17 protein-coding genes are annotated in these 24495 nt (G+C 68.9%); 11 read left to right on the plus strand and 6 right to left on the minus strand.

The genetic code is table 11. The annotated features are described in order from the left end of the window. The first annotated feature begins 97 nt into the window (after nucleotides 1–97). The 10 genes from JHD77_RS00180 (at nucleotide 98) to JHD77_RS00225 (ending at nucleotide 15608) form a co-directional block, all read left to right on the plus strand. Nucleotides 98–7156, plus strand: coding sequence for an amino acid adenylation domain-containing protein (locus JHD77_RS00180; RefSeq protein WP_191519415.1), 7059 nt, complete (start codon nucleotides 98–100; stop codon nucleotides 7154–7156). Further along, the gene (locus tag JHD77_RS00185) at nucleotides 7153–8319 is read left to right on the plus strand and encodes an FAD-dependent oxidoreductase (protein ID WP_003091709.1); all 1167 of its coding nucleotides are present in this window, start codon (nucleotides 7153–7155) and stop codon (nucleotides 8317–8319) included. Before JHD77_RS00180 ends, JHD77_RS00185 begins: the two co-directional genes overlap by 4 nt. Then, on the plus strand, nucleotides 8316–9644 hold the full coding sequence (locus JHD77_RS00190; protein ID WP_004365980.1) for a condensation domain-containing protein: 1329 nt from the start codon (nucleotides 8316–8318) through the stop codon (nucleotides 9642–9644). Before JHD77_RS00185 ends, JHD77_RS00190 begins: the two co-directional genes overlap by 4 nt. A gap of 1 nt (nucleotide 9645) precedes the next feature. Beyond that, nucleotides 9646–10560: an SDR family NAD(P)-dependent oxidoreductase gene (locus tag JHD77_RS00195; protein WP_003106196.1), complete on the plus strand. Its 915-nt coding sequence runs from the start codon at nucleotides 9646–9648 to the stop codon at nucleotides 10558–10560. Further along, complete coding sequence (locus JHD77_RS00200; protein ID WP_003106199.1) at nucleotides 10553–11809, plus strand: cytochrome P450 family protein; 1257 nt, start codon at nucleotides 10553–10555, stop codon at nucleotides 11807–11809. Before JHD77_RS00195 ends, JHD77_RS00200 begins: the two co-directional genes overlap by 8 nt. Continuing rightward, nucleotides 11806–12231: a nuclear transport factor 2 family protein gene (locus JHD77_RS00205; RefSeq protein ID WP_003091711.1), complete on the plus strand. Its 426-nt coding sequence runs from the start codon at nucleotides 11806–11808 to the stop codon at nucleotides 12229–12231. Before JHD77_RS00200 ends, JHD77_RS00205 begins: the two co-directional genes overlap by 4 nt. Before the next feature lie 3 nt (nucleotides 12232–12234). After that, on the plus strand, nucleotides 12235–13227 hold the full coding sequence (locus JHD77_RS00210) for a beta-ketoacyl-ACP synthase III (RefSeq protein WP_003091712.1): 993 nt from the start codon (nucleotides 12235–12237) through the stop codon (nucleotides 13225–13227). Between the two features lie 13 nt (nucleotides 13228–13240). After that, on the plus strand, nucleotides 13241–13480 hold the full coding sequence (locus tag JHD77_RS00215) for an acyl carrier protein (protein ID WP_003106204.1): 240 nt from the start codon (nucleotides 13241–13243) through the stop codon (nucleotides 13478–13480). Nucleotides 13481–13597: 117 nt separating this feature from the next. Further along, entirely contained in the window at nucleotides 13598–14350 is a 753-nt protein-coding gene (locus JHD77_RS00220; protein ID WP_003130295.1) for an SAM-dependent methyltransferase, read from the plus strand. A gap of 91 nt (nucleotides 14351–14441) precedes the next feature. Further along, complete coding sequence (locus tag JHD77_RS00225) at nucleotides 14442–15608, plus strand: MFS transporter (protein ID WP_003106206.1); 1167 nt, start codon at nucleotides 14442–14444, stop codon at nucleotides 15606–15608. 10 nt (nucleotides 15609–15618) lie between these two features. Here JHD77_RS00225 and rfaD read toward each other — a convergent pair whose 3' ends face one another. After that, complete coding sequence (gene rfaD / locus JHD77_RS00230) at nucleotides 15619–16611, minus strand: ADP-glyceromanno-heptose 6-epimerase (protein WP_003113140.1); 993 nt, start codon at nucleotides 16609–16611, stop codon at nucleotides 15619–15621. A 95-nt stretch (nucleotides 16612–16706) separates the two neighbouring features. Continuing rightward, nucleotides 16707–16997 carry a SelT/SelW/SelH family protein gene (locus tag JHD77_RS00235; RefSeq protein WP_003091717.1) on the minus strand — a complete coding sequence of 97 codons (291 nt, stop codon included), beginning with the start codon at nucleotides 16995–16997 and terminating at the stop codon, nucleotides 16707–16709. A 68-nt stretch (nucleotides 16998–17065) separates the two neighbouring features. Here JHD77_RS00235 and plpD point away from each other — a divergent pair, with 68 nt between their 5' ends. Beyond that, complete coding sequence (plpD, locus tag JHD77_RS00240) at nucleotides 17066–19252, plus strand: patatin-like phospholipase PlpD (protein WP_023517855.1); 2187 nt, start codon at nucleotides 17066–17068, stop codon at nucleotides 19250–19252. Between the two features lie 7 nt (nucleotides 19253–19259). Here plpD and JHD77_RS00245 read toward each other — a convergent pair whose 3' ends face one another. The 4 genes from JHD77_RS00245 to JHD77_RS00260 form a co-directional block, all read right to left on the minus strand. Next, nucleotides 19260–21308 (minus strand): FimV/HubP family polar landmark protein, encoded by a 2049-nt coding sequence (locus tag JHD77_RS00245; protein WP_031756890.1) that lies wholly within the window; start codon nucleotides 21306–21308, stop codon nucleotides 19260–19262. A gap of 276 nt (nucleotides 21309–21584) precedes the next feature. Further along, nucleotides 21585–22019, minus strand: coding sequence for a MarR family transcriptional regulator (locus JHD77_RS00250; RefSeq protein ID WP_003091721.1), 435 nt, complete (start codon nucleotides 22017–22019; stop codon nucleotides 21585–21587). Between the two features lie 117 nt (nucleotides 22020–22136). Continuing rightward, the gene (locus tag JHD77_RS00255; RefSeq protein ID WP_003098754.1) at nucleotides 22137–23153 is read right to left on the minus strand and encodes a DUF2804 domain-containing protein; all 1017 of its coding nucleotides are present in this window, start codon (nucleotides 23151–23153) and stop codon (nucleotides 22137–22139) included. 150 nt (nucleotides 23154–23303) lie between these two features. Beyond that, entirely contained in the window at nucleotides 23304–24473 is a 1170-nt protein-coding gene (locus JHD77_RS00260) for a GGDEF domain-containing protein (RefSeq protein WP_003119637.1), read from the minus strand. Between the last annotated feature and the right edge of the window lie 22 nt (nucleotides 24474–24495).

Genomic DNA, 24495 nt, shown 5'->3' on the forward strand with positions numbered 1-24495 from the left:
CTACGGCGCGCTGAAACGTCGACGGGTGGAACCTGTCCGGCGAGGCGTGCGGTGCCCGTGTTCGCCGAATCGATGGATTGTTGAAGAGGACGCAGGGATGGTTCGTTTCGCTCGCTTGCCGCTATCGCCCTACCAACGGGACATCTGGGTCGCCGCCGCGCAGTTTCCGGAACTCGACCAGTACACCATCTTCAGCTACGACCGCTTCACCGGCGAGGTCGATACCCAGGCCCTGGAACGGGCGCTGCTGCAGGCGGCGCGAGACACCGAGGCGTTCCGCCTGCGCCTCGGCGAGACGGACGGTACGCCGTACCAGTGGCTGGACACGGATGCCGAGTTCGAGGCGCGCCACGTCGACCTGCGCGCCGACCGCGACCCCGAGGCCGCCGTGCGATCCTGGCTGCGCGACGCCTTCCGTCACGCCTACCCGCTGGACGGCCGCAGCCTGGTGGACCTGGCCCTGCTGCATAGCGACCAGGCGCTCTACGTCTACGTGCGCACCCACCATATCGTCAGCGACGCCTGGGGCCTGCAGCTATTCCTCAGCCGGGTGCGCGCCGGCTACCTGGGCGAGCTAGGCGTGCCGCAGGCGCAGATGCCGACGGCTTCCCTCCTGGCGCAGTTCGAGACCGACGACTACTCCGGTTCGGAACAGTACCGCGGCGACCGCGCCTATTTCGCCGAGGCCCTGGAGGGCCTGGAGCCGGCCCTCTTCACCCGCAGGCGCCCGGCCGGGCTGCGCCGCACCGCGCGCCACAGGCTGACGCTGGAACGCGCGCTGCTCGACGCGATCCGCGATCGCGGCGAATCGCCCTTCCTGTTCCTCTCCGCCGCCGTGGCGCTGTACCTGGCGCGGATCCACCAGAACGACGACGTGGTCCTCGGCGTACCGGTGCTGAACCGCGCCGACCGCGCGGCCAAGCAAGTGGTCGGGCACTTCGCCAATACCCTGCCGCTACGCATCCGCACCGCGCCGGAACAGACCGTCGACGAATTCCTGGCGCAGTTGCGCGAGGCGACCCGGACGCTGCTGCGCCACCAGAAGATGCCCCTCGGCGACCTGTTGCGCGGCGCCTCGCCACTGTTCGACACCACCCTTTCCTACATGCGCTGGCCCGCCGCCCAGGCGATCCCGAACGCCAGCGTCGAGACCGTGGCGCAGACCCACGCCCATGACCCGGACGCGTTGGCCATCTGGGTCTCCGAGTTCGACGGGCACAGCGACGCGCAGGTGGATTTCGAATACGCCTGCGATGTGTTCGACGCCGACTTCCCCATGGACGCCGCGGCGCGGCATATCGAAACCTTCCTGCGCGCCCTGGTGGAGGGCGGCGAGCGCCACCTCGGCGAACTCGACCCGCTGTCGGCCGCCGAGCGCGAGGAACTGATCCACACCCGCAACGCCACCGACCAGGCATTCCCCGAGCAGGCTACCCTGCCCACGCTGTTCACCGAGCAGGTGGCGCGTACCCCGCAACGCACCGCACTGCTGGAAGCCGACGGCGGCACGCTCAGCTATGCCGAGCTGGACGCCAAGGTCCAGGCCGTGGCCGACGCCCTGCGCGCAGCGGGTGTTAGCGCCGACGAGCGGGTAGCGCTACTGGTCGCCCGCGGTCCCCACCTGCTGCCGGCTATCCTCGGCGTGCAGCGCGCCGGCGGCGCCTATGTGCCGATCAATCCCGACCATCCCCTGGAGCGCGTCCGCCTGCTGCTGGAAGACTGCGGCGCCCGCGTGGTGCTGGTGGACGAACGCGCGGCGACACTCGGCGAGAGCCTCGGCGAGACGCGCGTGCTGCACCTCGAACGCCTGCCGCAGAGCAATGGCGACCTGCCGGCGGCCAACGTGGCGCCCAACGACCTGGCCTATGTCATCTATACCTCCGGTTCGACCGGCGTGCCCAAGGGCGTGATGGTCGAACACCGCTCGGTGGTCAACCGCCTGAACTGGATGCAGCGTCGTTATCCGATCGGCGAACGCGACGTGCTTCTGCAAAAGACTCCGGTGACGTTCGACGTATCCGTCTGGGAACTGTTCTGGTGGAGCTTCACCGGCGCCCGCCTGTCGCTGTTGCCGCCCGGCGCCGAGAAGGACCCGCGGGAAATGCTGCGAAGCATCCAGCGCGACGCGGTCACGGTCATCCACTTCGTGCCGTCGATGCTGACGCCGTTCCTCGACCTGCTCGACGGCGACCCGACCGCCCGCACGGCGGCAAGCTCGCTGCGCCTGGTGTTCTGCAGCGGCGAAGCCCTCGCGCCGTTGCAGGTCGCGCGCTTCCGCCGGCTGTTCGGCGACGCCGTGCGACTGGTCAACCTGTACGGACCGACCGAGGCCACCGTCGACGTGTCCGACCATGAATGCGCCAGCGACAACCCCACGCGGGTCCCGATCGGCCGGCCGATCGACAACCTGCGCCTGTACGTCCTCGACCGCGCGCTCAGGCCGCAGCCCCTCGGCGCCGTCGGCGAGCTATATATAGGAGGCGTCGGCGTCGCCCGCGGCTACCTGAACCGGCCGGAGCTGAACGCCGAGCGCTTCCTCGCCGACCCCTTCGTCGCCGGCGGCCGTCTCTACCGTACCGGCGACCTGGCCCGCTGGCTGGCCGACGGCAACCTCGAATACCTCGGCCGCGCCGACGACCAGGTGAAGATCCGCGGCAACCGGGTCGAACCCGACGAAGTACGCGACCGCCTCGCCGCGCTTCCCGGCGTACGCGACGCCGCGGTCGTGGCACGCGATTCGGCGGTACGCGGCACGCACCTGGTCGGCTACTACGTGGCTGCGGCGGAACTCGACCCCGGTCAATTGCGCGCCGGACTTTCGGCGACGCTGCCGGACTTCATGCTGCCGGCCTTCTTCGTGCGCATCGACAGCCTCCCGCTCAGCGCCAACGGCAAGCTCGACCGCCGGCAACTGCCGGCACCGCCGGAACAGGTGGCGGCGGTTGCGCCGCGCACGGCGACCGAGGCCGAACTGGCGGCGGTGTGGGCCGATATCCTCGGCGTGGCGGAGGTCGGCGTGCACGACGACTTCTACGCCCTCGGCGGCGACTCGATCCTGATGCTGCGCATCCGCGCCGCCGCACAGCGGCGCGGCCTGGGCTTCGAACTCGCCGACCTGATGCGCAACCCGACGGTGGCGGGCCTCGCCGGGCGCCTGGTGCGTCCGCTCGCGGAGCGAAGCTACCAGCCCTTCGAACTGGTTTCCGAAGTCGACAAGCCGCGCCTGGAAGGGCTGGAGGACGCCTTCCCGACCAGCCGGCTGAGTCTCGGCCTGCTCTTCCATAGCCGCCAGCGCCCCGACTCGTCGGTCTACCACGACGTGTTCCACTACCGCTTCGACCTGGCCTGGGACGAAGCCGCGTTCCGCCACGCGCTGGACCGGGTGGTCGCCGCCTATCCCGCGCTGCGTTCGTCGTTCGACCTCAGCGGTGCATCCGAACCGCTGCAACTGGTGCATACCCAGGCGCGCAGCGAACCGCTGATCCTGGACCTGCGCGGCAACCCGGAGGCCGGGACGGTGCTCGACGAGCACATCCGCCAACGCCGCTTCCATCGCTATTCGCTGCAACAGCCCGGGCTGTTCCTGTTCGCCGCGTTCGTCCGCGAGGACGGCCTGGACCTGGTGTTCAGCTTCCACCATGCGATCCTCGACGGCTGGAGCGTGGCCAACCTGATCGTCGCGCTGGTCGCCGCCTACCGTGGCGAGCCGCTGCCGGGCCCCGCGCCGGCGCTGGCCTGCCATGTCCGCGAGGAGCTGGCCGCGCTGGCTTCGCCGGCCGCCGTGGGGTACTGGACCGGGCTGCTGGAGGGCGCGAGGATGACCCGCCTCGACGGCTTCGGCGCCCACGAGCCGCAAGCCGCGCAAGGTCCGGCCAGCCATCGCGAAACGCTGCCGGACGGGCTGCTCGAACGACTCAAGGCCACTGCGGCGCAACGCGGACTGCCGTTGAAATCGCTGCTGCTCGCCGCCCATTGCCTGACCCTGCATCTGTTCTCCCGCAGCGACAGCGTGGTCACCGGCGCGATCAGCAACGGCCGCCCCGAACTGCCCGACGCCGACCGCATGGTCGGCCTGTTCCTGAATACCGTGCCGGTCCGCTCGGAGATTGCCGGGCATAGCTGGATCGAGGTAGCCGATGCACTGTTCCGCCAGGAGCGCGACGGACACGCCCATCGCCGCTATCCGCTCAGCGCCATCCAGCAGATCGTCGGCGACGAACTGAGCAGCGCCTTCAACTACGTCAACCTGCATGTCCTCGAACCGCTGTGGCAACTGCGCGACTTCCGCGTCTGGGAAGAAACCAACTTCGCCCTGCTGGTCAACGTGATCGCCACGCCCAGCGACGGCATGTACCTGCGCATCGACAGCGACGGCCGCGGCATCAGCCGCAGCCAGGCCGCGCTGATCGGCGCGACCTTCGTCGAGCTCCTGTGGCGCCTCGCCGAGCATCCCGACGAAGCCGCCGACTTCGCCTTCCTCGCCCCTCGCCGCGACGCCGCTTCCCAGCCCGAGCCGCTGGTCGACGTCGTCAGCCTGTTCGAACGCCAGGTCGAGGCGCTGCCGGGCAGCGCCGCGCTGGCCTTCGAGGAGCAACGCTGGACCTATCGCGACCTCGACCATGTGGCGCGCTGCGTGGCCACCCGCCTGGTCCGCGCCGGCGCGCGCCGCGGCGATGCGATCGGAGTGGCGCTGAACCGTTCGCCGGAGATGATCGCGACGATCTGGGGCATCCTGCGCGCCGGCCTGGTCTGCGTGCCGCTGGACGTCAGCTATCCCGCGCAGCGCCTGGCACTGATCCTGGAGACCGCACAGCCGTTCCGGGTGGTCGCGCATCCCGAGCACGCCCATGTCGCCGCGGCGGAACGGGTGCTGCCGGTAGAGGAACTGGTCGCCGACATCGAGCCCGAGACCTTCACCGCGCCGCAGCTCGACGAGCTGGCCATGCTGCTGTTCACCTCCGGTTCCACCGGGCGGCCGAAGGGCGTCGAGCTTAGCCACCGGATGTGGGCCAACTACACCCAGTGGCAATTGCGCGTCGCCAGCGGCGTACCGGGGCTGCGCACCCTGCAGTTCGCGCCGCTGAGCTTCGACATGGCCTTCCAGGAGATCTTCTCCACGCTGTGCGGCGGCGGCGAGCTGCAACTCATCTCCAACCGCGAGCGGATGGACCCCTCCGCGCTGCTGCATGTCCTCGAACGCCGCCAGGTCCAGCGCGTGCTGTTGCCCTTCGTCGCCCTGCAACGCCTCGCCGAGGCCTCCAACGCGCTGGGCGTGCGCCCCGGCTCCCTGCGCGTGGTGGTGTCCTCCGGCGAGCAGTTGCGCATCACCGAAGACGTCCGCGCGTTCTGCGCGGCGATGCCCGGGCTGCTGCTGGAGAACCAGTACGGTCCCACCGAGACGCACCAGGTCACCTACCACTCGCTGAGCGGCGATCCGGCGCACTACCCGGACCTGCCGCCGATCGGCCGGCCGCTGGACGGGGTCGAGGTGCAGGTGCTCGACGCCGCGCTGCGCCCGGTACCGGTCGGCGTTACCGGCGAGCTGTACTTCGGCGGCGACTGCCTCGCGCGCGGCTACCACCGCGCCCCCGAACTCACCGCCGAGCGCTTCGTCGAACATCCCTGGCGCCCCGGCGCCAGGCTCTACCGCACCGGCGACCTCGGGCGCATCCTCGGCAACGGCGAGATCGTCTGGCTCGGCCGCGCCGATACCCAGGTCAAGGTCCGCGGCTTCCGCATCGAGCCGGCCGAGGTCGAGCTGGCGATCATGCGCCAGGCCGAGCGCCAGCCGGGCCTGCGCGGCGCGGCGGTGGTGGCTCGCGAGCGCCAGGGCAACGATGCATTCCTCGCTGCCTTCCTGCTCGGCGAGCCCGAGGCGGTGGATCTCGCCGAACTGAAGCAGGCACTGCGCAGCGAACTGCCGGAACACATGGTGCCGGCACACTTCGCCTGGGTCGACGGCTTCGCCCTCACCCCCAGCGGCAAGCGCGACGACGCCGCCCTGCGCGCACTGCCGCTGGAGCACGGGACGAACATCGAGTACCTGGCCCCGCGCGACGACTACGAGCGCACCCTGGCCGGACTCCTCGGCGAGTTGCTGGATCGTCCCCGGGTAGGCATCCGCGACAGCTTCTTCGACCTCGGCGGCACCTCGCTCAGCGCGATGCGCTTCATGCTGCTGATCGAGAAGCGCTATGGCGTCGACTTGCCGATGGCCGCGCTGATCGAGACGCCGACCGTGGAGGGCCTGGCCGAACGCCTGCGGGAACGCTCGGCGGTGCGCGCCTTCGACCCGCTGGTACCGATCCGTGCCGGCGGCAGCCGCCCGCCACTGTTCCTCGTCCACCCGCTCGGCGGCCACGTGCTCTGCTACCTGCCGCTGGTCCGCGCACTGCCGCCGGACCAGCCGGTATATGCCCTGCAGGCGGCCGGCACCGGCCAGGGCAGTACGCCGCTGGCGGTCCTCGAGGACATCGCCGCCAGTTACCTCGCGGCGATCCGCCGGGTGCAGCCGGAAGGCCCCTATTACCTCGGCGGCTGGTCGTTCGGCGGCTTCGTCGCCTACGAGATGGCCCGGCAACTGCGCGCGCTCGACCCGCAGGCGGTCGCCCAACTGATCGTGCTCGACTCCATCACCGTCGACCGCAACCACGCCGGCAGCGCCAGCGACGAAGCCCTGCTGCTGTTCTTCTACTGGGAACTGGTCTGGTTCGAGCGCAGCGACGAGGAGGTCGAGCCGCTGCCTGAAGGCGCGAGCCTGGAGCAGAAGCTCGACCACATCGTCGAACGCGCCATCGAGGCCGGCGTACTTCCCGCCGGCACCCCGCGCGCCACCGTGCAGCGGCTCTACGAGCTGTTCCGGGCGAGCTGGCAGGCACTCATCGGCTATCGCCCGGAAGTCAGCGACCAGGACATGACCCTGCTGCGCGCGGACGGCCCGCTGCCGCTGGCGCTGAAGCCGATGCACGACGCCGCCGGCACCCACTACGGCGACCCGAAGAACGGCTGGCAGCACTGGACTAGTGGCCGCCTCGATGTGATCGACGTCCCCGGCGACCACCTGGTGCTGATGAAAGAACCCTATGTCGAGACGGTCGCGGCAGAGATCGCCGCGTTGCTCGAACCCTCCACCTCCAGCGAACGGACCCGCCCATGAGCAGACACCCCCTGAAGATCGTCATCGCCGGCGCCGGCATCGGCGGGCTCGCCGCGGCCGCCTGCCTGAAGGCCGCCGGCTTCGAGGTCGAACTCTACGAGCGGGCCAGGGAGCTGCGCGCGGTCGGCTCGGCGCTGTCGCTGATGCCCAACGCGCTGACCGCCCTGGAGAGGGTCGGCGTGCGCCCTGACCTTACCCGCGCCCAGGCCTTCGACTCGCTGCGGTTCCTCACCCGGCGCGGGCGACCGATCCGCGCCATCGACTTCGGCGGCCTGGCCCGTCAGCTCGGCCAGCCGAGCCTGGCGATCCACCGCGCGAGCCTGCAGCAGGCGCTGCTGGAACAGGCCCGCGACTGCCGCATCGAACTGGGCGTGAGCGCCACCGGCTACCTGCGCCACGCCGACGGCGAAGGCGTCACCGTGCTCTGCAGCGACGGCCGCGAAGTGCACGCCGACGTGCTGATCGGCGCCGACGGCTTCAACTCGGCGATCCGCGCCACCATGACCGGCCCGGAGCGTCCCACCGACTGGCACTACGTGATCTGGCGCGCCACGCCGGCGTTCCGCCATCCGAAGGTGACGCCGGGCTACGTCGCCCATTACTGGGGCCGTGGGCAGCGCTTCGGTCTCGCCGACATCGGCGAAGGCAACGTCTATTGGTGGGGCACCCGCAACATGCCGGCCGAACAGGCGAAGGACTGGCGCGGCGGCAAGGCGGGCATCCAGCGCCTCTACGCCGGCTGGGCCGACGAAGTGCAGGCGGTCATCGAGGCGACCCCGGAGGCCGACATCAGCAGCCTGCCGGCCCAGGACCGACCGTTCCTGGAGCGCTGGGGCGACGGCCCGGTGACCCTGCTCGGCGATGCCGCGCATCCGATGCTGACCAGCCTCGGCCAGGGCGCCGCCATCGCCATCGAAGACGCCGCGGTGCTGGCCCACTGCCTGGCCACCATCGACGACCCGCAAGCCGCCCTGCGCGCCTACGAGAACCGCCGTCGCGACCGCGCCAGGGCGATGGTCGAGACCTCGCGGGCGCTGAGCCGCATCGAGCAGTTGGAGCATCCGCTGCGCACCGTCGCCCGCGATCTCTACTTCCGCTTCGCTCCGGAGCGAACCTTCGCCCGGCAGAACGAACTGGCACTGACCTTCCCAGGAGTCGAATGATGGCCGAGATACGACGCCCGCTGTCCGCGGTGGAACGCTGGTACTGGCTCAGCGACCAGTTCTCCGCGCTGAACGTGATTTCCCGGGTGCGGGTCCATGGCCGGTTGTCCATCGACGACCTGCGCCGCGGCCTCGACGCGCTGCAGGCGCGGCATCCGCTGCTGCGCGCGCGGATCGAGCACGATGCCGGGCTCGATCCGCGCTGGGTGCCCTGCGAGCGGCCCATCCCGCTGCGCGAGGTGCGCGGCGGCGGCGAGGAGCAATGGCTGCGGGAAATCAACGAGCGCGAATTGCCGGAACGCATCGATCCGGACAGCGGGCCACTGATCCGTACCGTGGCGATCGCCACCGACGCCGGCGCCCACGACCTGCTGGTCGTGGTACCGCACATCATCGCCGACGGCACTACCGTGCTGACCCTCGCCGAACAATGGCTGACCCTGGCCGCCGACCCCGCCGCGCAACCCTGGACCGCCAGCGCCCTGCCGCCGGCGGAGGATCTGCGTCCGCGCCGCTTCACCGGCGACGAAGGCGCGGCGCGCCTGGCCGAGCAGACCGCCCGGGACGAAGCGCTGGTCGGCCGCCACCGCCCGGGCCGGATCGAGCCGAGCAACCCGGTGCCGCTGGAAGCGCGGCGTACCCGCCTGCTGCACCGGGAGCTGGACGGCGCGCAGCTGGAACAGCTGCAACGACGCGCCCGCGAACACGGCACCACGGTACACGGCGCGCTGACCGCGGCGCTGGCCATCGCCGCCGGCCACGACCACCAGCGCCGCCCTAGCCACATCGCCATCGGCTCGCCGATCGACTTCCGCGACGAACTGGAGCCGCCGGTGCGCCCCGACGAAGTAGGCACCTACGTCGCCACGGTACCGGTGGTGCTGGACATCGCCCGGCCGTTCTGGGAGATCGCCCGCGCGCTCACCGACGACCTCGGCGAACGCCGTCGCCAGGGCCATCATTTCAACCTGGTCACCCTGGTCGCCAGCGCTGCGCCGCGCTGCATGGCCGACGCGCGGCCATTCATGGCCTTCATGGAAGCCGAAGGGCCGATCAACCTGTGCTCCTCCAACATCGGTCGCTATCCGTTCCCCGAGCGGATCGGCGCCTTGCGCCTCTCCGACGCGCAGTTCCTCACCGGCATCTCGGTGAACGGCTACTTCGTGGCCGCCATCAACTCCAGCCATGGCCGGCTGTTCTGGAACTTCACCTATATCGACGAAGCGGTCCCCGGCGAACGCGCCGAACGCCTGGCCGAAGATTGCCTGGGCACCCTGCTGTCGGCGATCCACGCCCCCCAACGATCCGCCCTCGAGGAGCAATGACATGTTATTCACCAGCAAACCTCTCTCGCCCCAGGGCCGCCACGTACTGATCACCGGCGCCTCCAGCGGCCTCGGCCGGGAAACCGCGCTGCACCTGGCCGAACAGGGTTTCCAGGTGATCGCCGGGGTGCGCCGCCAGGAGGATGGCGAGCGCCTGGCGAACGCCTGCCCGTCCGGCCGGATCAGCACGCTGCTGATCGATGTCACCGACGAGGAATCCATTGGCCGGGCCGCCGCGCAGGTGGCGGAGAAAGTCGGCGATACCGGGCTCTGGGGCCTGGTGAACAACGCCGGGATCTGCATTTCCGCGCCGCTGGAATGCGTCTCCAGCGACCTGCTGCGGCGCCAGCTGGAAGTCAACCTGATCGGCCAGCTCGCGGTGACCCGGGCGATCCTGCCGCTGCTGCGCCGTGGCGGCGCGGCGCGCCTGGTGAACGTCACCTCGGGCCTCGGCTCGGTCGCCATTCCCTACCTGGGCGCCTACTCCGCCGCGCAGTTCGCCAAGGAGGGAGTGAGCGACGCCCTGCGCCGCGAGCTGGCACCCATGGGCATCCAGGTCTCGGTGGTCAGCCCCGGGGCGATCTGGACGCCGATCTGGGGCAAGATCGCCAGCGAGGGCGAGCGCGCCCTGGCCGACGCCCCCGACGCCGTCGCCGACCTCTATCGCGATACCTACCTGCGCTTCCTCCAGGCCAACGAGGACGGCGCGCGCAACAGCGCGACCAAGCCCGCCGATGTCGCCGCCGCGGTGCATGCCGCGCTCACCGCGGCCAAGCCGCGGACCCGCTACCGGGTGGGCGCCGACGTGCGCCGCGGTACCCTGCTGGCGCGGCTGCTGCCCGATAGCGTGATCGACGGGATGTTCCGCCCCATCGTCACCGCCGCCCCGGCGGCGAAGGAGGAGCAACGTGCCTGATCGCAAACTGAGACTGGGCGAGGAACTGATCTCGCCACTGCACGCGCTCTACGACGGCCTGCAGGTGGACGGCGCGCCGCGTCCCGCGCATCGCGCCGCCGAGCATCCGGTGTGGGTGGTGACGCGCTACCGCGACGCGCGCAAGGTCCTCAACCATCCGGGCGTCCGCCGCGACGCCCGGCAGGCCGCCGAACTCTACGCGAAGCGTACCGGCAGCCCGCGCGCGGGGATCGGCGAGGGACTCAGCCACCACATGCTCAACCTCGACCCGCCGGACCATACCCGCCTGCGCTCGCTGGTTGGCCGCGCGTTCACCCCGCGCCAGGTGGAGCGCCTGCAACCGCATATAGAACGGATCACCGAGGCATTGCTGGACGCCATGGCCGGCCGCGAACAGGCCGACCTGATGGCCGACTTCGCGATCCCGCTGACCATCGCGGTGATCTTCGAGCTGCTGGGCATTCCCGAGGCCGAGCGCGAACACGCCCGCCAGTCCTGGGAGCGCCAGGCGGAACTGCTGTCGCCGGAGGAGGCCCAGGCCCTGGCCGATGCGCAGGTCGACTACCTGCGCGTGCTGCTCGAGGCCAAGCGCCGGCAGCCGGCCGACGACGTCTACAGCGGGCTGGTGCAGGCCGCCGACGAGAGCGGCCAGTTGAGCGAAGCGGAACTCGTCTCCATGGCCCACCTGCTGATGATGAGCGGCTTCGAGACCACCATGAACATGATCGGCAACGCGCTGGTCACCCTGCTGGTCAACCCGGAGCAACTGGCGTTGCTGCGGGCGCAGCCGGAACTCCTGCCCAACGCCATGGAAGAACTGGTCCGCCACGACAGTCCGGTGCGCGCCTCAATGTTGCGCTTCACCGTGGAAGACGTGGAACTGGACGGGGTCACCATTCCCGCCGGCGAATACATCCTGGTCTCCAACCTGACCGCCAACCACGATGCCGAGCGCTTCGACGATCCCGACCGCCTCGACCTCACCCGCAACACCGATGGCCATCTCGGCTACGGCTTCGGCGTGCACTACTGCGTCGGCGCCTCGCTGGCCCGGCTGGAGGGGCGGATCGCCATCCAGCGCCTGCTCGCGCGCTTCCCCGACCTCCAGTTGGCGGTGCCCCACGCGGAGCTGCAGTGGCTGCCGATCACCTTCCTCCGCGCCCTGATCAGCGTGCCGGTGCGCACCGGATGCAGCGCCCCGGCGAACACCGCCTCCCACGCCAACCCGATCGAGAGGATCGCCCAATGAATGCCAAGGAAATTCTCGTCCACAGCCTGCGCCTCCTGGAAAACGGCGATGCCCGTGGCTGGTGCGACCTGTTCCATCCGGAAGGCGTACTCGAATTCCCCTACGCCCCGCCAGGCTGGAAGACCCGCTTCGAGGGCCGCGAAACCATCTGGGCGCATATGCGTCTGTTTCCCGAGCACCTGACCGTGCGCTTCACCGACGTGCAGTTCTACGAGACCGCCGACCCCGACCTGGCCATCGGCGAATTCCATGGCGACGGCGTGGCCACCGTTTCCGGCGGCAAGCTGGCGCAGGACTACATCTCGGTGCTGCGCACCCGCGACGGACAGATCCTGCTCTACCGCGACTTCTGGAATCCGCTGCGGCACCTCGAGGCCCTGGGCGGGGTCGAGGCCGCCGCCAAGATCGTCCAGGGAGCCTGAGCCATGCCGCGCGCCGCCGTGGTCTGCGGCCTGGGCAGCTACCTGCCCGAGGCCGTACTCAGCAACGACATGCTCGCCGCCGAGCTGGACACTTCCGACGCCTGGATCAGCAGCCGCACCGGCGTGCGCCAGCGGCATATCGCCGGAGACCTCGGCAGCGGCGACCTGGCCCTGCGGGCGGCCTCCGCCGCGCTCGCCTCGGCGGGGCTGGAGCGAGTCGATGCGGTGGTGCTGGCAACCAGCACCGGCGACTTCTGCTGCCCGGCCACCGCGCCCAGGGTCGCAGCGCGCCTGGGGTTGGTCGGCGCGCTCGCGTTCGACCTGTCCGCCGCCTGCACCGGCTTCGTCTACGGCCTGGCCAGCGTCGGCTCGCTGATCAGCGCCGGGCTGGCGGACAGCGCGCTGCTGGTCGGGGTGGACACTTTCAGCCATACCCTCGACCCCGCCGATCGCTCGACCCGCGCACTGTTCGGCGACGGCGCCGGAGCGGTGGTGCTGCGTGCCGGCGATGCTGAGGAAGAAGGCGCGCTGCTGGCCTTCGACCTCGGCAGCGACGGCCACCAGTTCGACCTGCTGATGACCCCCGCCGTGAGTCGCGCCGAACGCAGTTCCGGACAGGCCTCCAACTACTTCCGGATGGACGGCAAGGCAGTGTTCGGCCAGGCGGTGACGCAGATGAGCGACTCGGTGCGGCGGGTGCTCGACCGGGTCGGCTGGCAAGCTTCGGACCTTCATCACCTGGTCCCGCACCAGGCCAACACACGCATCCTCGCGGCGGTCGCCGACCAGCTCGACCTTCCCGTCGAGCGGGTGGTGAGCAACATCGCCGAGGTGGGCAATACCGTCGCCGCCTCGATTCCCCTGGCCCTGGCCCACGGCCTGCGCCAAGGCATCCTGCGCGACGGCGGCAACATGGTCCTCACCGGTTTCGGTGCCGGACTGACCTGGGGTTCGGTCGCCCTGCGCTGGCCGAAGATCGTTCCGACAATGGACTGAAGAGGGAAGAACAATGCCCAACGACATGGAAGACCATCTCCTCACCGTGCTCAGCGTCGCCAGCGGCGTGCCGAAGGAGGAAATCAGCCGGGACAGCAGGATGGAAGACCTGGCTTTCGATTCGCTGGTGGTCAGCGAGCTGTCGCTGAAGCTGCGCAAGGAGTTCGGCGTCACCGGGGTCGACGACGAACTCGACCTGCTGGAAACGGTGGACGAACTGTTCCAACTGGTCGAGAAGCACCGCGCCGCCTGAGGCCAGCGAACGCCGGCGTTCCGTCGCTTCTCTGCCAGGCGAAGGCGGTGCCGGGACATGGGAACGCGCATCGCCTTCGATCAACCAACACCAGAGCGAGATTCGCTGGAGGAAGAGGTGAGTCAGAACATGGATCTCACGATCGGGACGCATCGGGAGTCGGCTTTCTACGAGCTGGAGTTCGGACCGAGGACGATAATGACCCTGGCCAACTTTCCGGACGACGTGCTGCCGTTGTTGCAAATGGAAAGCCTGATGACCTTCGAGGCGATGGCCTACCTGCGCTGCGACGCACTGGTCGAGCTAGGCTGCTACGACGGCCGGGCGCTGGAAATCGCGCGCCTGCTCAATGCCCGCTATCTCGGCGTCGACCTCGACCAGCGGGCGATCGAGACGCTGCGCACGCGGATCGAGCGCGAGGGCATGAGCGATCGCGCGGACACGGTGGTCGACGACATCCTCAACCACACCAGGCGCGGTGCCTCGGTCGGCTCGCGCGCACTCTACCTGCTGCCGTTCAACCTGCTGGGCAACTTCCGCGAGCCGAAACGGCTGCTCGACTCCCTCGCCGAGCGCAGCGTGGCGGCGGTGGTTTCGGTGTTCGGCGACAGCGCCGAGGCCACCCGCGTCCGCCAGAGCTACTACCGCCGTTGCGGGGTGCAGGGCCTGGAGCTGCACGCGCGGGACGACGGCACCGTGTTCACCGGCAGCGACGGCTTCTACTCGCGCTCGTATTCGCGCGCCTGCCTCCACGCCCTGCTCGCCGAGTGCGGGCTGACCGTGGTGCGCAGCGCTTCGAACCTGTTCGCCCACTGCGTGACGGTGCTGCCCGAAGGCGCCGACCAGGGCTTCGGTTCGTCGGCGGCATGAGTCGCCGTCGTGCATTCATCGCGCGGCCACGGCACGGGCAGCTCGCCGTGGCTCGCTTCATCGTCGTCTGAACCGCTCGGGAGCTGGAAACATGCCTTTGATTGTCTACGTGCTCGGTGCCGCGATCTTCGCCCTGACCACCAGCGAATACATGGTCGCCGGGCTGATGCCGGCGCTGGCCGCCGAATTCGGCGTGTCCTTCGCCGCGATCGGCTACCTGGTCACCTTCTACGCCGGCGCGATGGCCGTCGGCGGCCCGTTGTTGACCACCGCCCTGCTCCGGGTGCCGCGCAAGAACGCCCTGCTCGGCCTGATCGCGCTGTTCGTGGTCGGCCAGGTCATCGGCGCCCTGGCGCCGGGCTATGCGGTGATGGTCGCGGCGCGACTGGTCACCGCGGTCGCCGCCGCGGCCTTCTTCGGCGTGGCGCTGACCGCCTGCGCCGAACTGGTCGAAGGCAACCAGTTCGGCCGCGCGTCGTCGCTGGTGCTCGGTGGCCTGATGGTCGGCACCGTGCTCGGCCTGCCCGTCGCCACCTGGCTGGGCGAATGGTACGGCTGGCGCGCGAGCTTCTTCGCGGTGGCGCTGGTGGCGGTGCTGGTCGGCCTGCTGGTGTTGCAGCTGATGCCGGCGATCCCGGGGTCGGCGGGCAGCGGCTCGCTGCGCGAGGAACTGAAGGTGTTCAGGAACGCCCATCTATGGTGGGTCTACGCCACCAGTCTGCTGCTGATCGGCGCCACCTTCGCCGGCTTCACCTATTTCGTGCCGATCCTCACCGAGGTCAGCGGCTTCTCCGCCTCGACCGTACCGCTGCTGCTGGTGGTCTACGGCCTGGCGACGCTGGTGGGCAACAACATCGTCGGCCGCCTGGCCGACCGCCATACCATCGCGGTCCTGGCCTTCGGCCTGCTGGCGGCCATCGCCGCGATGGTGGCCTTCGCCCTGTTCGGACAGGTTCCGGCGGTGGCGGTGGCGGCGCTGGTGGTGATCGGCCTGACCGGGGTGTCGATGAACCCGGCGCTGGTGACCCGCGGCGCACGTGTCGGCCATAACAACATGCTGGTCAACTCGGTGCACACCGCCTGCATCATGCTCGGCGTGATGGCCGGTTCCTGGATCGGCGGCCTGGGCATCGCCGGCGGATTCGGCCTGCAGGGCGCGCTCTGGGTCGGCGCGGCCCTCGGAGTACTGGCGCTGCTGACCCTGCTGCCGGAGCTGCGCTTCGCCCGCGCCCCGGTAGGCGGGGCACTGGGCCGCTGAGCAGGATCCCTCAGGCGCTGCGCGCCAGCCAGCGGCAGTAGCCGGCGACGCCCTCTTCCAGGCTCTGGAAATCGTCGCGGTAGCCCGCCTCGCGCAGCAGCTCCAGGTCGGCGCAGGTATGGCTCTGGTAGCGCGCCCGCAGCGACTCGGGGAACTCGCGGTAGCCGAGCAGGCCGCTTTCCACGGCCTGTTGCAGCGACAGGGGCGGCTGGTCGGCGTTGGCGCGGACGCTATTGATCACCGCCAGGGCGACCTCGTTGAAGGTCCGTGCCTGGCCGCTGCCGAGGTTGAAGATTCCCGAACGCTGCGGATGGTCGAAGAAATGCAGGTTTACCCGCGCCACGTCCTCCACCGCGACGAAGTCGCGCAGGTGGCCGCCGGGCGGGAAGCCGCCGTGTTCGCCGAACAGTTCGACCCGCCCGTCGCGGCGCAATTGCTGGTAGCAGTGGTAGGCCACCGAGGCCATCCGCCCCTTGTGTTCCTCGCGCGGCCCGTAGACGTTGAAGTAACGCAGGCCGACCACCTGGCTGCGCGCCTGCGGCAGCGCCCGCCGCACACGCTGGTCGAAGAGGAACTTGGAATAGCCGTAGACGTTCAGCGGCCGCTCGTACTGGCGCGCCTCGCGGAAGGTCCGGCCGGAGCCGTAGACCGCCGCCGACGAGGCGTAGAGGAACGGCACGCCGAGTTCCAGGCTGCTTTCCAGCAGGCGGCAACTGTAGCGGTAGTTGTTCTCCATCATGTAGCGGCCATTGCTTTCCAGGGTGCTGGCGCAGGCGCCCTGGTGGAACAGCGCGCGGACCGTGCCGAAGTCGCCGCGGGCGTAACGCTCGAGGAAGTCGTTCTGGTCCAGGTAGTCGGCGATATCGGCGTCCGCCAGGTTGCGGAACTGCTCGCCGTCGGTGAGATCGTCCACCGCGATGATGTCGGTCTCGCCGCGCCGGTTCAGCGCCTGCAGCAGATTGCTGCCGATGAAGCCGGCGGCGCCGGTGACGATGATGCTCATGGGCACTCCCTTCGACAGGATGAATGCCCCCAGGCTATGCCTATGCGCCGTGCCGCCCGTTGACCTGCAACAAGCCATGGGCGGACGGCAGCGGTTCAGCGGGAAGGACGATCGTTGTGACCGAGGTCACGTTGCGGGTCGATGCGGTCGCGAACCCGCTGCTTGAGCGCCTTGGCCTCGGGGAAGCCGCCGTCGGCCTTGCGCTCCCAGACCTGCACGCCGTCGCAGGTGATGCGGAATACGCCGCCGGTTCCGGGCTCCAGGCAGACTTTTCCGAGATCGTCGGCGAAGGTGCTGAGCAGTTCCTGGGCCAGCCAGGCGGCACGCAGCAGCCACTGGCACTGGGTGCAATAGGTGATGACGATTTCGGGCTTGGCGGTGGGCATGTCGGCGGCTCAGGGGAAACGGTCGCGCCTATAATAGCCGCCTTTTCACCCGGCTCCGGATCGTTCTCATGCGCCGCCTGCTGCTCGTACTGCTGCTCCTGCTTCCCCTGTCCGCCCTCGCCGCGGAGGCCCGGCCGAAGATCGGTCTGGTCCTCTCCGGCGGTGCCGCCCGCGGCCTGGCCCATATCGGCGTGCTCAAGGCCCTCGACGAACAGGGCATCCAGATCGACGCCATCGCCGGCACCAGCATGGGCGCGGTGGTCGGCGGCCTGTACGCCTCCGGCTACACCCCCGCCGAACTGGAGCGCATCGCCCTGGAGATGGACTGGCAGCAGGCGCTGTCCGACGCGCCGCCGCGCAAGGACGTGCCGTTCCGGCGCAAGCAGGACGACCGCGACTTCCTGGTCAAGCAGAAGATCAGCTTCCGCGACGACGGCACCCTCGGCCTGCCGCTGGGGGTGATCCAGGGCCAGAACCTGGCGATGGTGCTGGAAAGCCTGCTGGTGCACACCAGCGACAACCGCGACTTCGACAAGCTGGCGATCCCCTTCCGCGCCGTCTCCACCGATATCGCAACCGGCGAGAAAGTGGTGTTCCGCAAGGGCCACCTGCCCCAGGCGATCCGCGCCAGCATGTCGATCCCCGCCGTGTTCGCCCCGGTGGAGATCGACGGCAGGCTGCTGGTGGATGGTGGCATGGTCGACAACATCCCGGTGGACGTGGCGCGCGACATGGGCGTGGACGTGGTGATCGTGGTCGACATCGGCAACCCGCTGCGCGACCGCAAGGACCTGAGCACCGTGCTCGACGTGATGAACCAGTCGATCACCCTGATGACCCGGAAGAACTCCGAAGCCCAGCTGGCCACGCTCAAGCCCGGCGACGTGCTGATCCAGCCGCCGCTGTCCGGCTACGGCACCACCGACTTCGGCCGCGTGCCGCAACTGATCGACGCCGGCTACCGCGCCACCACGGTGCTCGCCGCGCGCCTCGCCGAGTTGCGCAAGCCGAAGGACCTCAACAGCGAAGCGCTCGACGTGGCGCGCACGCCGAACCAGCGCAAGCCGGTGATCGACGCGATCCGCGTGGAGAACAACTCGAAGGTCAGCGACGAGGTGATCCGCCACTACATCCGCCAGCCGCTCGGCACGCGCCTCGACCTCGGCCGCCTGCAGGACGACATGAGCACCCTCTACGGCCTCGACTACTTCGACCAGGTGCAGTACCGGGTGGTCAAGGAGAAGAAGCTCAACACCCTGGTGATCCACGCCACCGGCAAGAAAGGCGGCACCGACTTCCTTCGCCTGGGCCTCAACCTGTCCGACGACATGCGCGGCGAAAGCACCTTCAACCTCGGCGGCAGCTACCGCATGAACGGCCTCAACCGGCTCGGCGCCGAGTGGCTGTCCCGGGTCCAGCTCGGCGACCGCCAGGAACTCTACAGCGAGTTCTACCAGCCGCTCGACGTCGGCTCGCGCTACTTCGTCGCGCCCTTCCTGTTCCACGAGGCACAGAACGTCGACGTCACCGAGGACAACGACCCGCTGCTGCGCTATCGCCTGGAGCGCTACGGCTACGGCCTCAACGTCGGCCGGCAGATCGCCAACAACGGCGAAATCCGCCTGGGCGCGGTGCAGGCCTACGGCAAGGCCGACGTGCGCATCGGCGACCCGAGCCTGCCGGACATCGACTTCACCGAGGGCTACTACGAACTGAAGTACTCGTTCGATACCGTCGACGACGTCAATTTCCCCCACGAGGGCGAGGAGATCGGCCTGACCATGCGCCGCTACGACAAGTCCCTCGGCTCGGACGACAGCTACCGGCAGTGGGACCTGCGGCTGAACAAGGCGCTCAGCTTCGGCGCCGACACCTGGGTGTTCGGCGGCGGCTACGGGCGCACCCTGGACGACGCCGAGGTGGTCACCTCCAGCTTCACCCTCGGCGGCGCCCGCGAGCTGTCGGGCTTCCGCCGCGACGCGCTGTCCGGGCAGAACTACAGCCTGGGACGGATCGTCTATTACCGGCGCCTCACCGAACGTTCCTTCCTGCCGCTGGACTTCCCGCTGTACCTGGGCGGCAGCATCGAGCGCGGACGCATCTGGAACAACGACAACGAATACGACAGCGGCTACATCAACGCCGCCAGCCTGATGATCGGCTTCGATACGCCGCTGGGGCCGCTGACCTTCAGCTACGGGATCAACGACGAGAACTTCAAGGCGTTCTACCTGAACCTCGGGCAGAACTTCTGAGCGGAGTTCAGGCGATCAGCGCCAGCAACTCGCGCGCCTCGGCCTTCTGCCACGGGTCGCCGTGCGCCACCACCAGGCGCAGGATGCGGCTGGCCTGGTCGAGATCGCCGCTGTCGATGCAGGCGCGGGCCCGGTCCAGGCTGGCCGAGGCCTCCTCCGGCGGCACCGTGGCCGGCTCTGGCTGGTCGAGTTCGAGGTGTTCGTACTCGGCGACATCCGGCAGTTCATGGAGATTGCTCTCGAACGCCAGGGGCTCCTCCGCCGGTTCCACCTTGCCGGCAGCGGCGCGGCGCGGCAGGTCGGGGTTGTCCAGGGGATTCTCCAGGGCGCCCCAGTCGAGATCGAGATCGAGGTTGAGGTCGCCGAAGCCGTCGGCGCCCGAGGACGCATCCGGTTGCTGCAAAACGGGCGGCTCGGCCAGCGGCAGGTCGCTCCAGTCGTCGTCCTTGGTTGTTGCCGCCGGCGTCACGGTCGCCGGCATCTGTAGCAGCGCCGGGTAGCGTCCGCGCAACTCGTCGATGGCCTCCGGGTTGCCGCCACTGGCCAGGGTTTCCTCGGCCAGCGCGTCGAAGCCGGCCGCATCGCCCAGCTCAGCCAGCACCAGCAACAGCTTCATCCGCGCGCTCAGGCGCTGCGGCTGCTCGGCGAGTACCTGACGCAGCAGGTCGCGGGCCTGTCCGTAGCGACCGTAGGCGATATAGATGTCGGCGCCGTCCAGCTTGTTCGCCGCAGCCATGGCGGCGCGCGGAGCGGCGGCCGGAGCAGGCGGAGGAGACGGCGGCGGGCTGGAGGGAGCGGCGACCGGCGGCCTGGCCTGTTCCTCGACCTTTGCCGGCGCCGGTGCGGCCGCCGGGGGGCGCGGCGCACGCCGCAGCGGCAGGTTCAGGGCGACCCGGCGCTTCGGTTCGACCGCCGGGACAGGAGCCTCTTCGCGGCGGCGACGCAACAGCAACACGCCGAGCAGAGCGAGGACCAGCAGCAGGACGATCATCCAGCGCCAGTACTGCGAGTCCGTCGGCGTTTCAACCGGTTGCGCAACCGAAGGCGCGGCCGCGGCGGGCGGCGGCTCCGCGGGCCGCACCGCCTGGCGCCGGGCCAGTTGCTGTTGCAGTTCGGCGACCTGGTGATCGCGCTGCTGCAGTTGTTCCTGCAAGGCCTGCAGCTGGCGTTGCAGATCGTCCATCCGCTGGCTCAGTTCCTCCCGTTGCCGGGCCAACGCCTCGGCCTCGGCATCCGCCTGGCGCTGCGCCTCGACGAGAGCCGCCGGAGCGTTTTCCACCACGGCGGCATCGGCTGGCGGCAGGACTTCCACGGCCGCCTCCTTCACGGCGCCGGGCGCGCCTCGCTCCGGCTGGTAGCCGGCCGGCAGGCGCAGGCGCGCGCCGGCCTTGAGCCGGTGCCGGTCGGCATTGACGAAGGCCTGCGGATTGAGCTGGTACAGGGCCTCCATGAGTTGCGCGCGATCAGCGTTGCCGGCACCACGCAGGCGTCCGCTGATGGCCCAGAGGTTGTCGCTGGGGCGAGCCAGGTATTCGTCGCCCGGCTCCAGCATTGCCGGGTCTACGACGACCGCGGCACTACGCGGCGCAGGCACCGGCGTCGAGGATTGCCGCTGCGGCTCGATCCCGCTGCGCGCGGCCGGAAGCATGCGCGGCGTATAACCGAGCGGATCGAGCAGTACGGTGAATTCGCGGACGATGCGGCCGTTGGGGCGGGCCACCTCCACCAGGAAATTCAGGTAGGGCTCCTGCACCGGTCGGATCGAGGACACATGGATGCGATTGCCACCGCGCCCCTGGAGCACCGGACTGAAACGCAGCTCGTTGAGGAACTGCAAGCGTTCCACCCCGGCCGCGGCGAAGACGTCGGCGCCCGCCAGGCGGACCTCGATCTCGTCCGCGCCGAGATCGCCGACGTCGAGCAGTTCGATATCCGCATCCAGCGGCTGGTTGAGCGCCGAATGCAGGGTGATGTCTCCCACTCCCAGGGCGCTCGCCTGCCCGGCCAACAGGCACGACCAGGCACACAACATGACACGCAAGGCTTTACCGGGCATTCCGTTCTTTTCTCCGCACTTCGAGCACACAGCCGGCCAGCGGTCGACTGCTACATCTATTTCACGTTAGCCCGAATTTCGCCCCGTACAGGGCTGAACGCACCACATGGCGCAAGACATGGCTTTTTGCCATCAATGAATAGAGGAATGCCGTGGAAACGGTCAAGATTTTTCGTCAGAAAACCGACGAAAACCTCTGTAGAGGGCTTTCGGACGAAAGCCCAGGAGGTGATGCCATAAAAATGGCGATTCTAGCGGAATTTCGTGACGCAGTGCTCAGCGCTTTTCCAGGTTCGCCAGGATTCGCAAGAGCACCTGCTGGCACAGCGCCTGCTCGGACTCGTCGATGCCGGTCAGTACGTCGTTGCGAACGCTGGCGGCGATGGCCTCGATATCGGCGATCAGCACATCGGCCTTGGGAGTCAGCACGATGTGCTTGGCCCGCCGGTCCTCCGCCACCGCCAGGCGCCGTACCAGGCCCTGGGACTCGAGGCCGTCGAGCAGCCGCGCCAGGGTCGGGCCTTCGACCCCGACCGATTGGGCCAACTCGCGCTGGGTGGGCGAATCGCGATGGCGCGCCAGATGCAACAACACCAACCAGCGCGCCTGGGACAGGCCGAGGTGACTGAGGCGGCGGTCGAGTTCAGCGCGCCAAGCACGGGAAGTCTGGGCTAGCAAGGTGCCGAAATAGTGCTTGTCTGTCTGAGCCATAGGAAAAAGGAGGTCCGATATTTCATTTGACTAATTATTAGTCGGCTAATAATGCCCGTCCAATTTCCCCCCGTACAATGACAAATTGTCGCACGATATGCCCAGGCCAGGCCCTGTCTACCACTTCGCGTACTGGTCCTCGACGAAGCCCCAGAGCCGCTCGATCCTCACCTCGGCACGACCTCGCGGACGCAGCACACCGCTGAAACAACCGAATATCTGCTTGAAGTTGCTCGCCAGCAGACCGAGGTTCAGCCGCTCCTGATGCATGCCGTGAGCCTCGAAGCGCAGCTCCACCTGGCCATCGTATGAACGGATGGTCCAGGGCCGCAGCGGCTGGTCGCGGTCGAAGTCGAAGCGCACGCTGTCGACCTTCAGCAGTTCGCCGTCCAGCCAGTAGCAGTTCTCGGTGAAGCTGGTCTCGTTGACCCCGCACGACAGGTTCAGGCCGACCCGCAAGCCGTCCGCCTCGCCGGACAGGCAAGCCCAGTTCCAGAAGGTTTCCGGGCGCATGTAGCCCGCCGACCAGTCGTGATGGGCGAAGGCGTCCAGCGCCTGCAGGTCGTGGTCGCCGAGGGCGCTGCGCACGTCGCCGCGACAGCGCACGCCGGCCACCTTCTGCGCGTAGACCCAGCCGTTCACCGCGGTCGGCGTACACAGGCACATCGGCTGGAAGCTCGGCGCCTCCTCGCTGAAGCAGGCGTCGATGCGGGTGCCATCGTCGAGTTCCACCAGCAGGCGTTTCTCCCGGTGAGCCATACGGTTCTCCAGGCGTAGCAGGTTGCGCCCCTGGCGCAGTTCGCAGACGCCGTCGTCCGGGGTCTGGGAAAACCGGGTTCCGAACCCCAGCGGCAGCTTGAAGCGCCGCTCCAGCATGCGTCCGCTGGAAGGCTGGTAGAGGTAGACGAAGCCGACGCCAAGCAAGCTCAGCTGGGCCAGGGCGCAGCCGCCGATCAGCTCCGGGCTGATCAGGCCAAAGTACTGGAACTGATGGAAGCGTCGCCATTTGCCCAGGGCCCCCACGCGCCGGCCCATCGGCGAACGGAAGTCGAAATCGCGGTAATTGATGTGCTGCGGGGCACTCGGGAAGATGCCGTAGTGCGGTTGGCCGTTGGCCTGGATCAAGCGCTGCATGGGGTCCGTCCGGAAGTCGTCTCGCGGTGGGGCCGGCAGCTCTGCGAAGAGCGGCCGTGCCTGGCATTTTTTCCTGTCGAACCTAGCATTCGCCGCCTCGTCCCGCAGTCACCGGCGGCGCCAGCCACAGGGACAAAATCGGCCATGGACTCAGGCCACCACCTGGTTGCGGCCGAACGCCTTGGCTTCGTAAAGCGCGCGATCGGCATGCTCGTAGAGATCGTAGAGACGCTTCAGGTCGTTGCCCGGGGTCGGCCACAGGCAGGACACGCCGACCGACAGGGTCACTTCGCGCGCCGTGTCCGACGCCTCGTGCTCCATGCGCAGCGCCTGGACCTGTGCGCGCAGCGCTTCCGCGCGCAGCCTCGCCTCGTGCTCGTTGGCGCCGTACAGCAACAGGGCGAACTCTTCGCCGCCCAGGCGCACCGCCATGTCCAGCGGACGCCTGGCATTCGCCTCGAACACCGCGCCGATGCGCTGCAGGACCGCATCGCCAGCCTGGTGTCCGTAGCGGTCGTTATAGGCCTTGAAATGGTCGACGTCGCAAAGCAGCAGCGCCAGGGTCTTCTGTTCGCGCTGGGCCTGGCGCCAGAGGCGGTCGAGGTGCTGGTTGAAGCTGCGCCGGTTGTGCAGGCCGGTCAGGCTGTCGTGGTCGGCCATCACCCGCAACAGGCGGCTGATGAGGAAATGCTCGCGCGACTTGAACTCCAGCAGGTAGCAGCCGACCGCGCCGATCAGGTTACCGAACAGCAGGAACAGCAGGTTGTTGCCCAGCGGCTCCTGGGTACCCGCCCACCACTCGAAACCCAGGTAGGCGAGCAGCACGACCAACGCACAGCTCAATGCCTGCGACAACCGCAGGCCGGCGAGGAAATAGGCGGCGAAACTGACCAGCAGCAGGCCTTCGTAGGGATAGCCGGGATCCGCCCGGTGCGCCAGGCCGACCACTGCCGCCGCACCGACGCCAAGGGCGAGGACGCAGGCGATGCTCAGCGGCACCATCAGCTGGATGTGCCGGCGCAGCATGATCAGGCAGCCGCAGACCAGTAGCAGGACCAGCACGCCAAGGCGCACCGCCAGTACGCCCCACAGCGGGGGACCAGCGAGGATCAGCAGGTCGATGCCGATGAACGCCAGCCAGACGAGCATGCCGACGCTGAGGGCGATGCGTTTCAGCGCGAAGCTGTCCTCCAGCATGTAGCGCCGGTAGTCACGCTCCAGTTCGGGAAGGAAACGCAGACCGCGGAAACCGCGGTTCAATTGGTCGGCATAGAGGTTGGAACGGGAGTCGTCCAACCGGTCCTTCTGTGTCACGCACACCTCTTCTCTTGGAGGGCTTGGC

Origin of the sequence: Pseudomonas sp. P20, from assembly GCF_016463925.1 — a bacterium.
Taxonomy (GTDB): domain Bacteria; phylum Pseudomonadota; class Gammaproteobacteria; order Pseudomonadales; family Pseudomonadaceae; genus Pseudomonas; species Pseudomonas aeruginosa.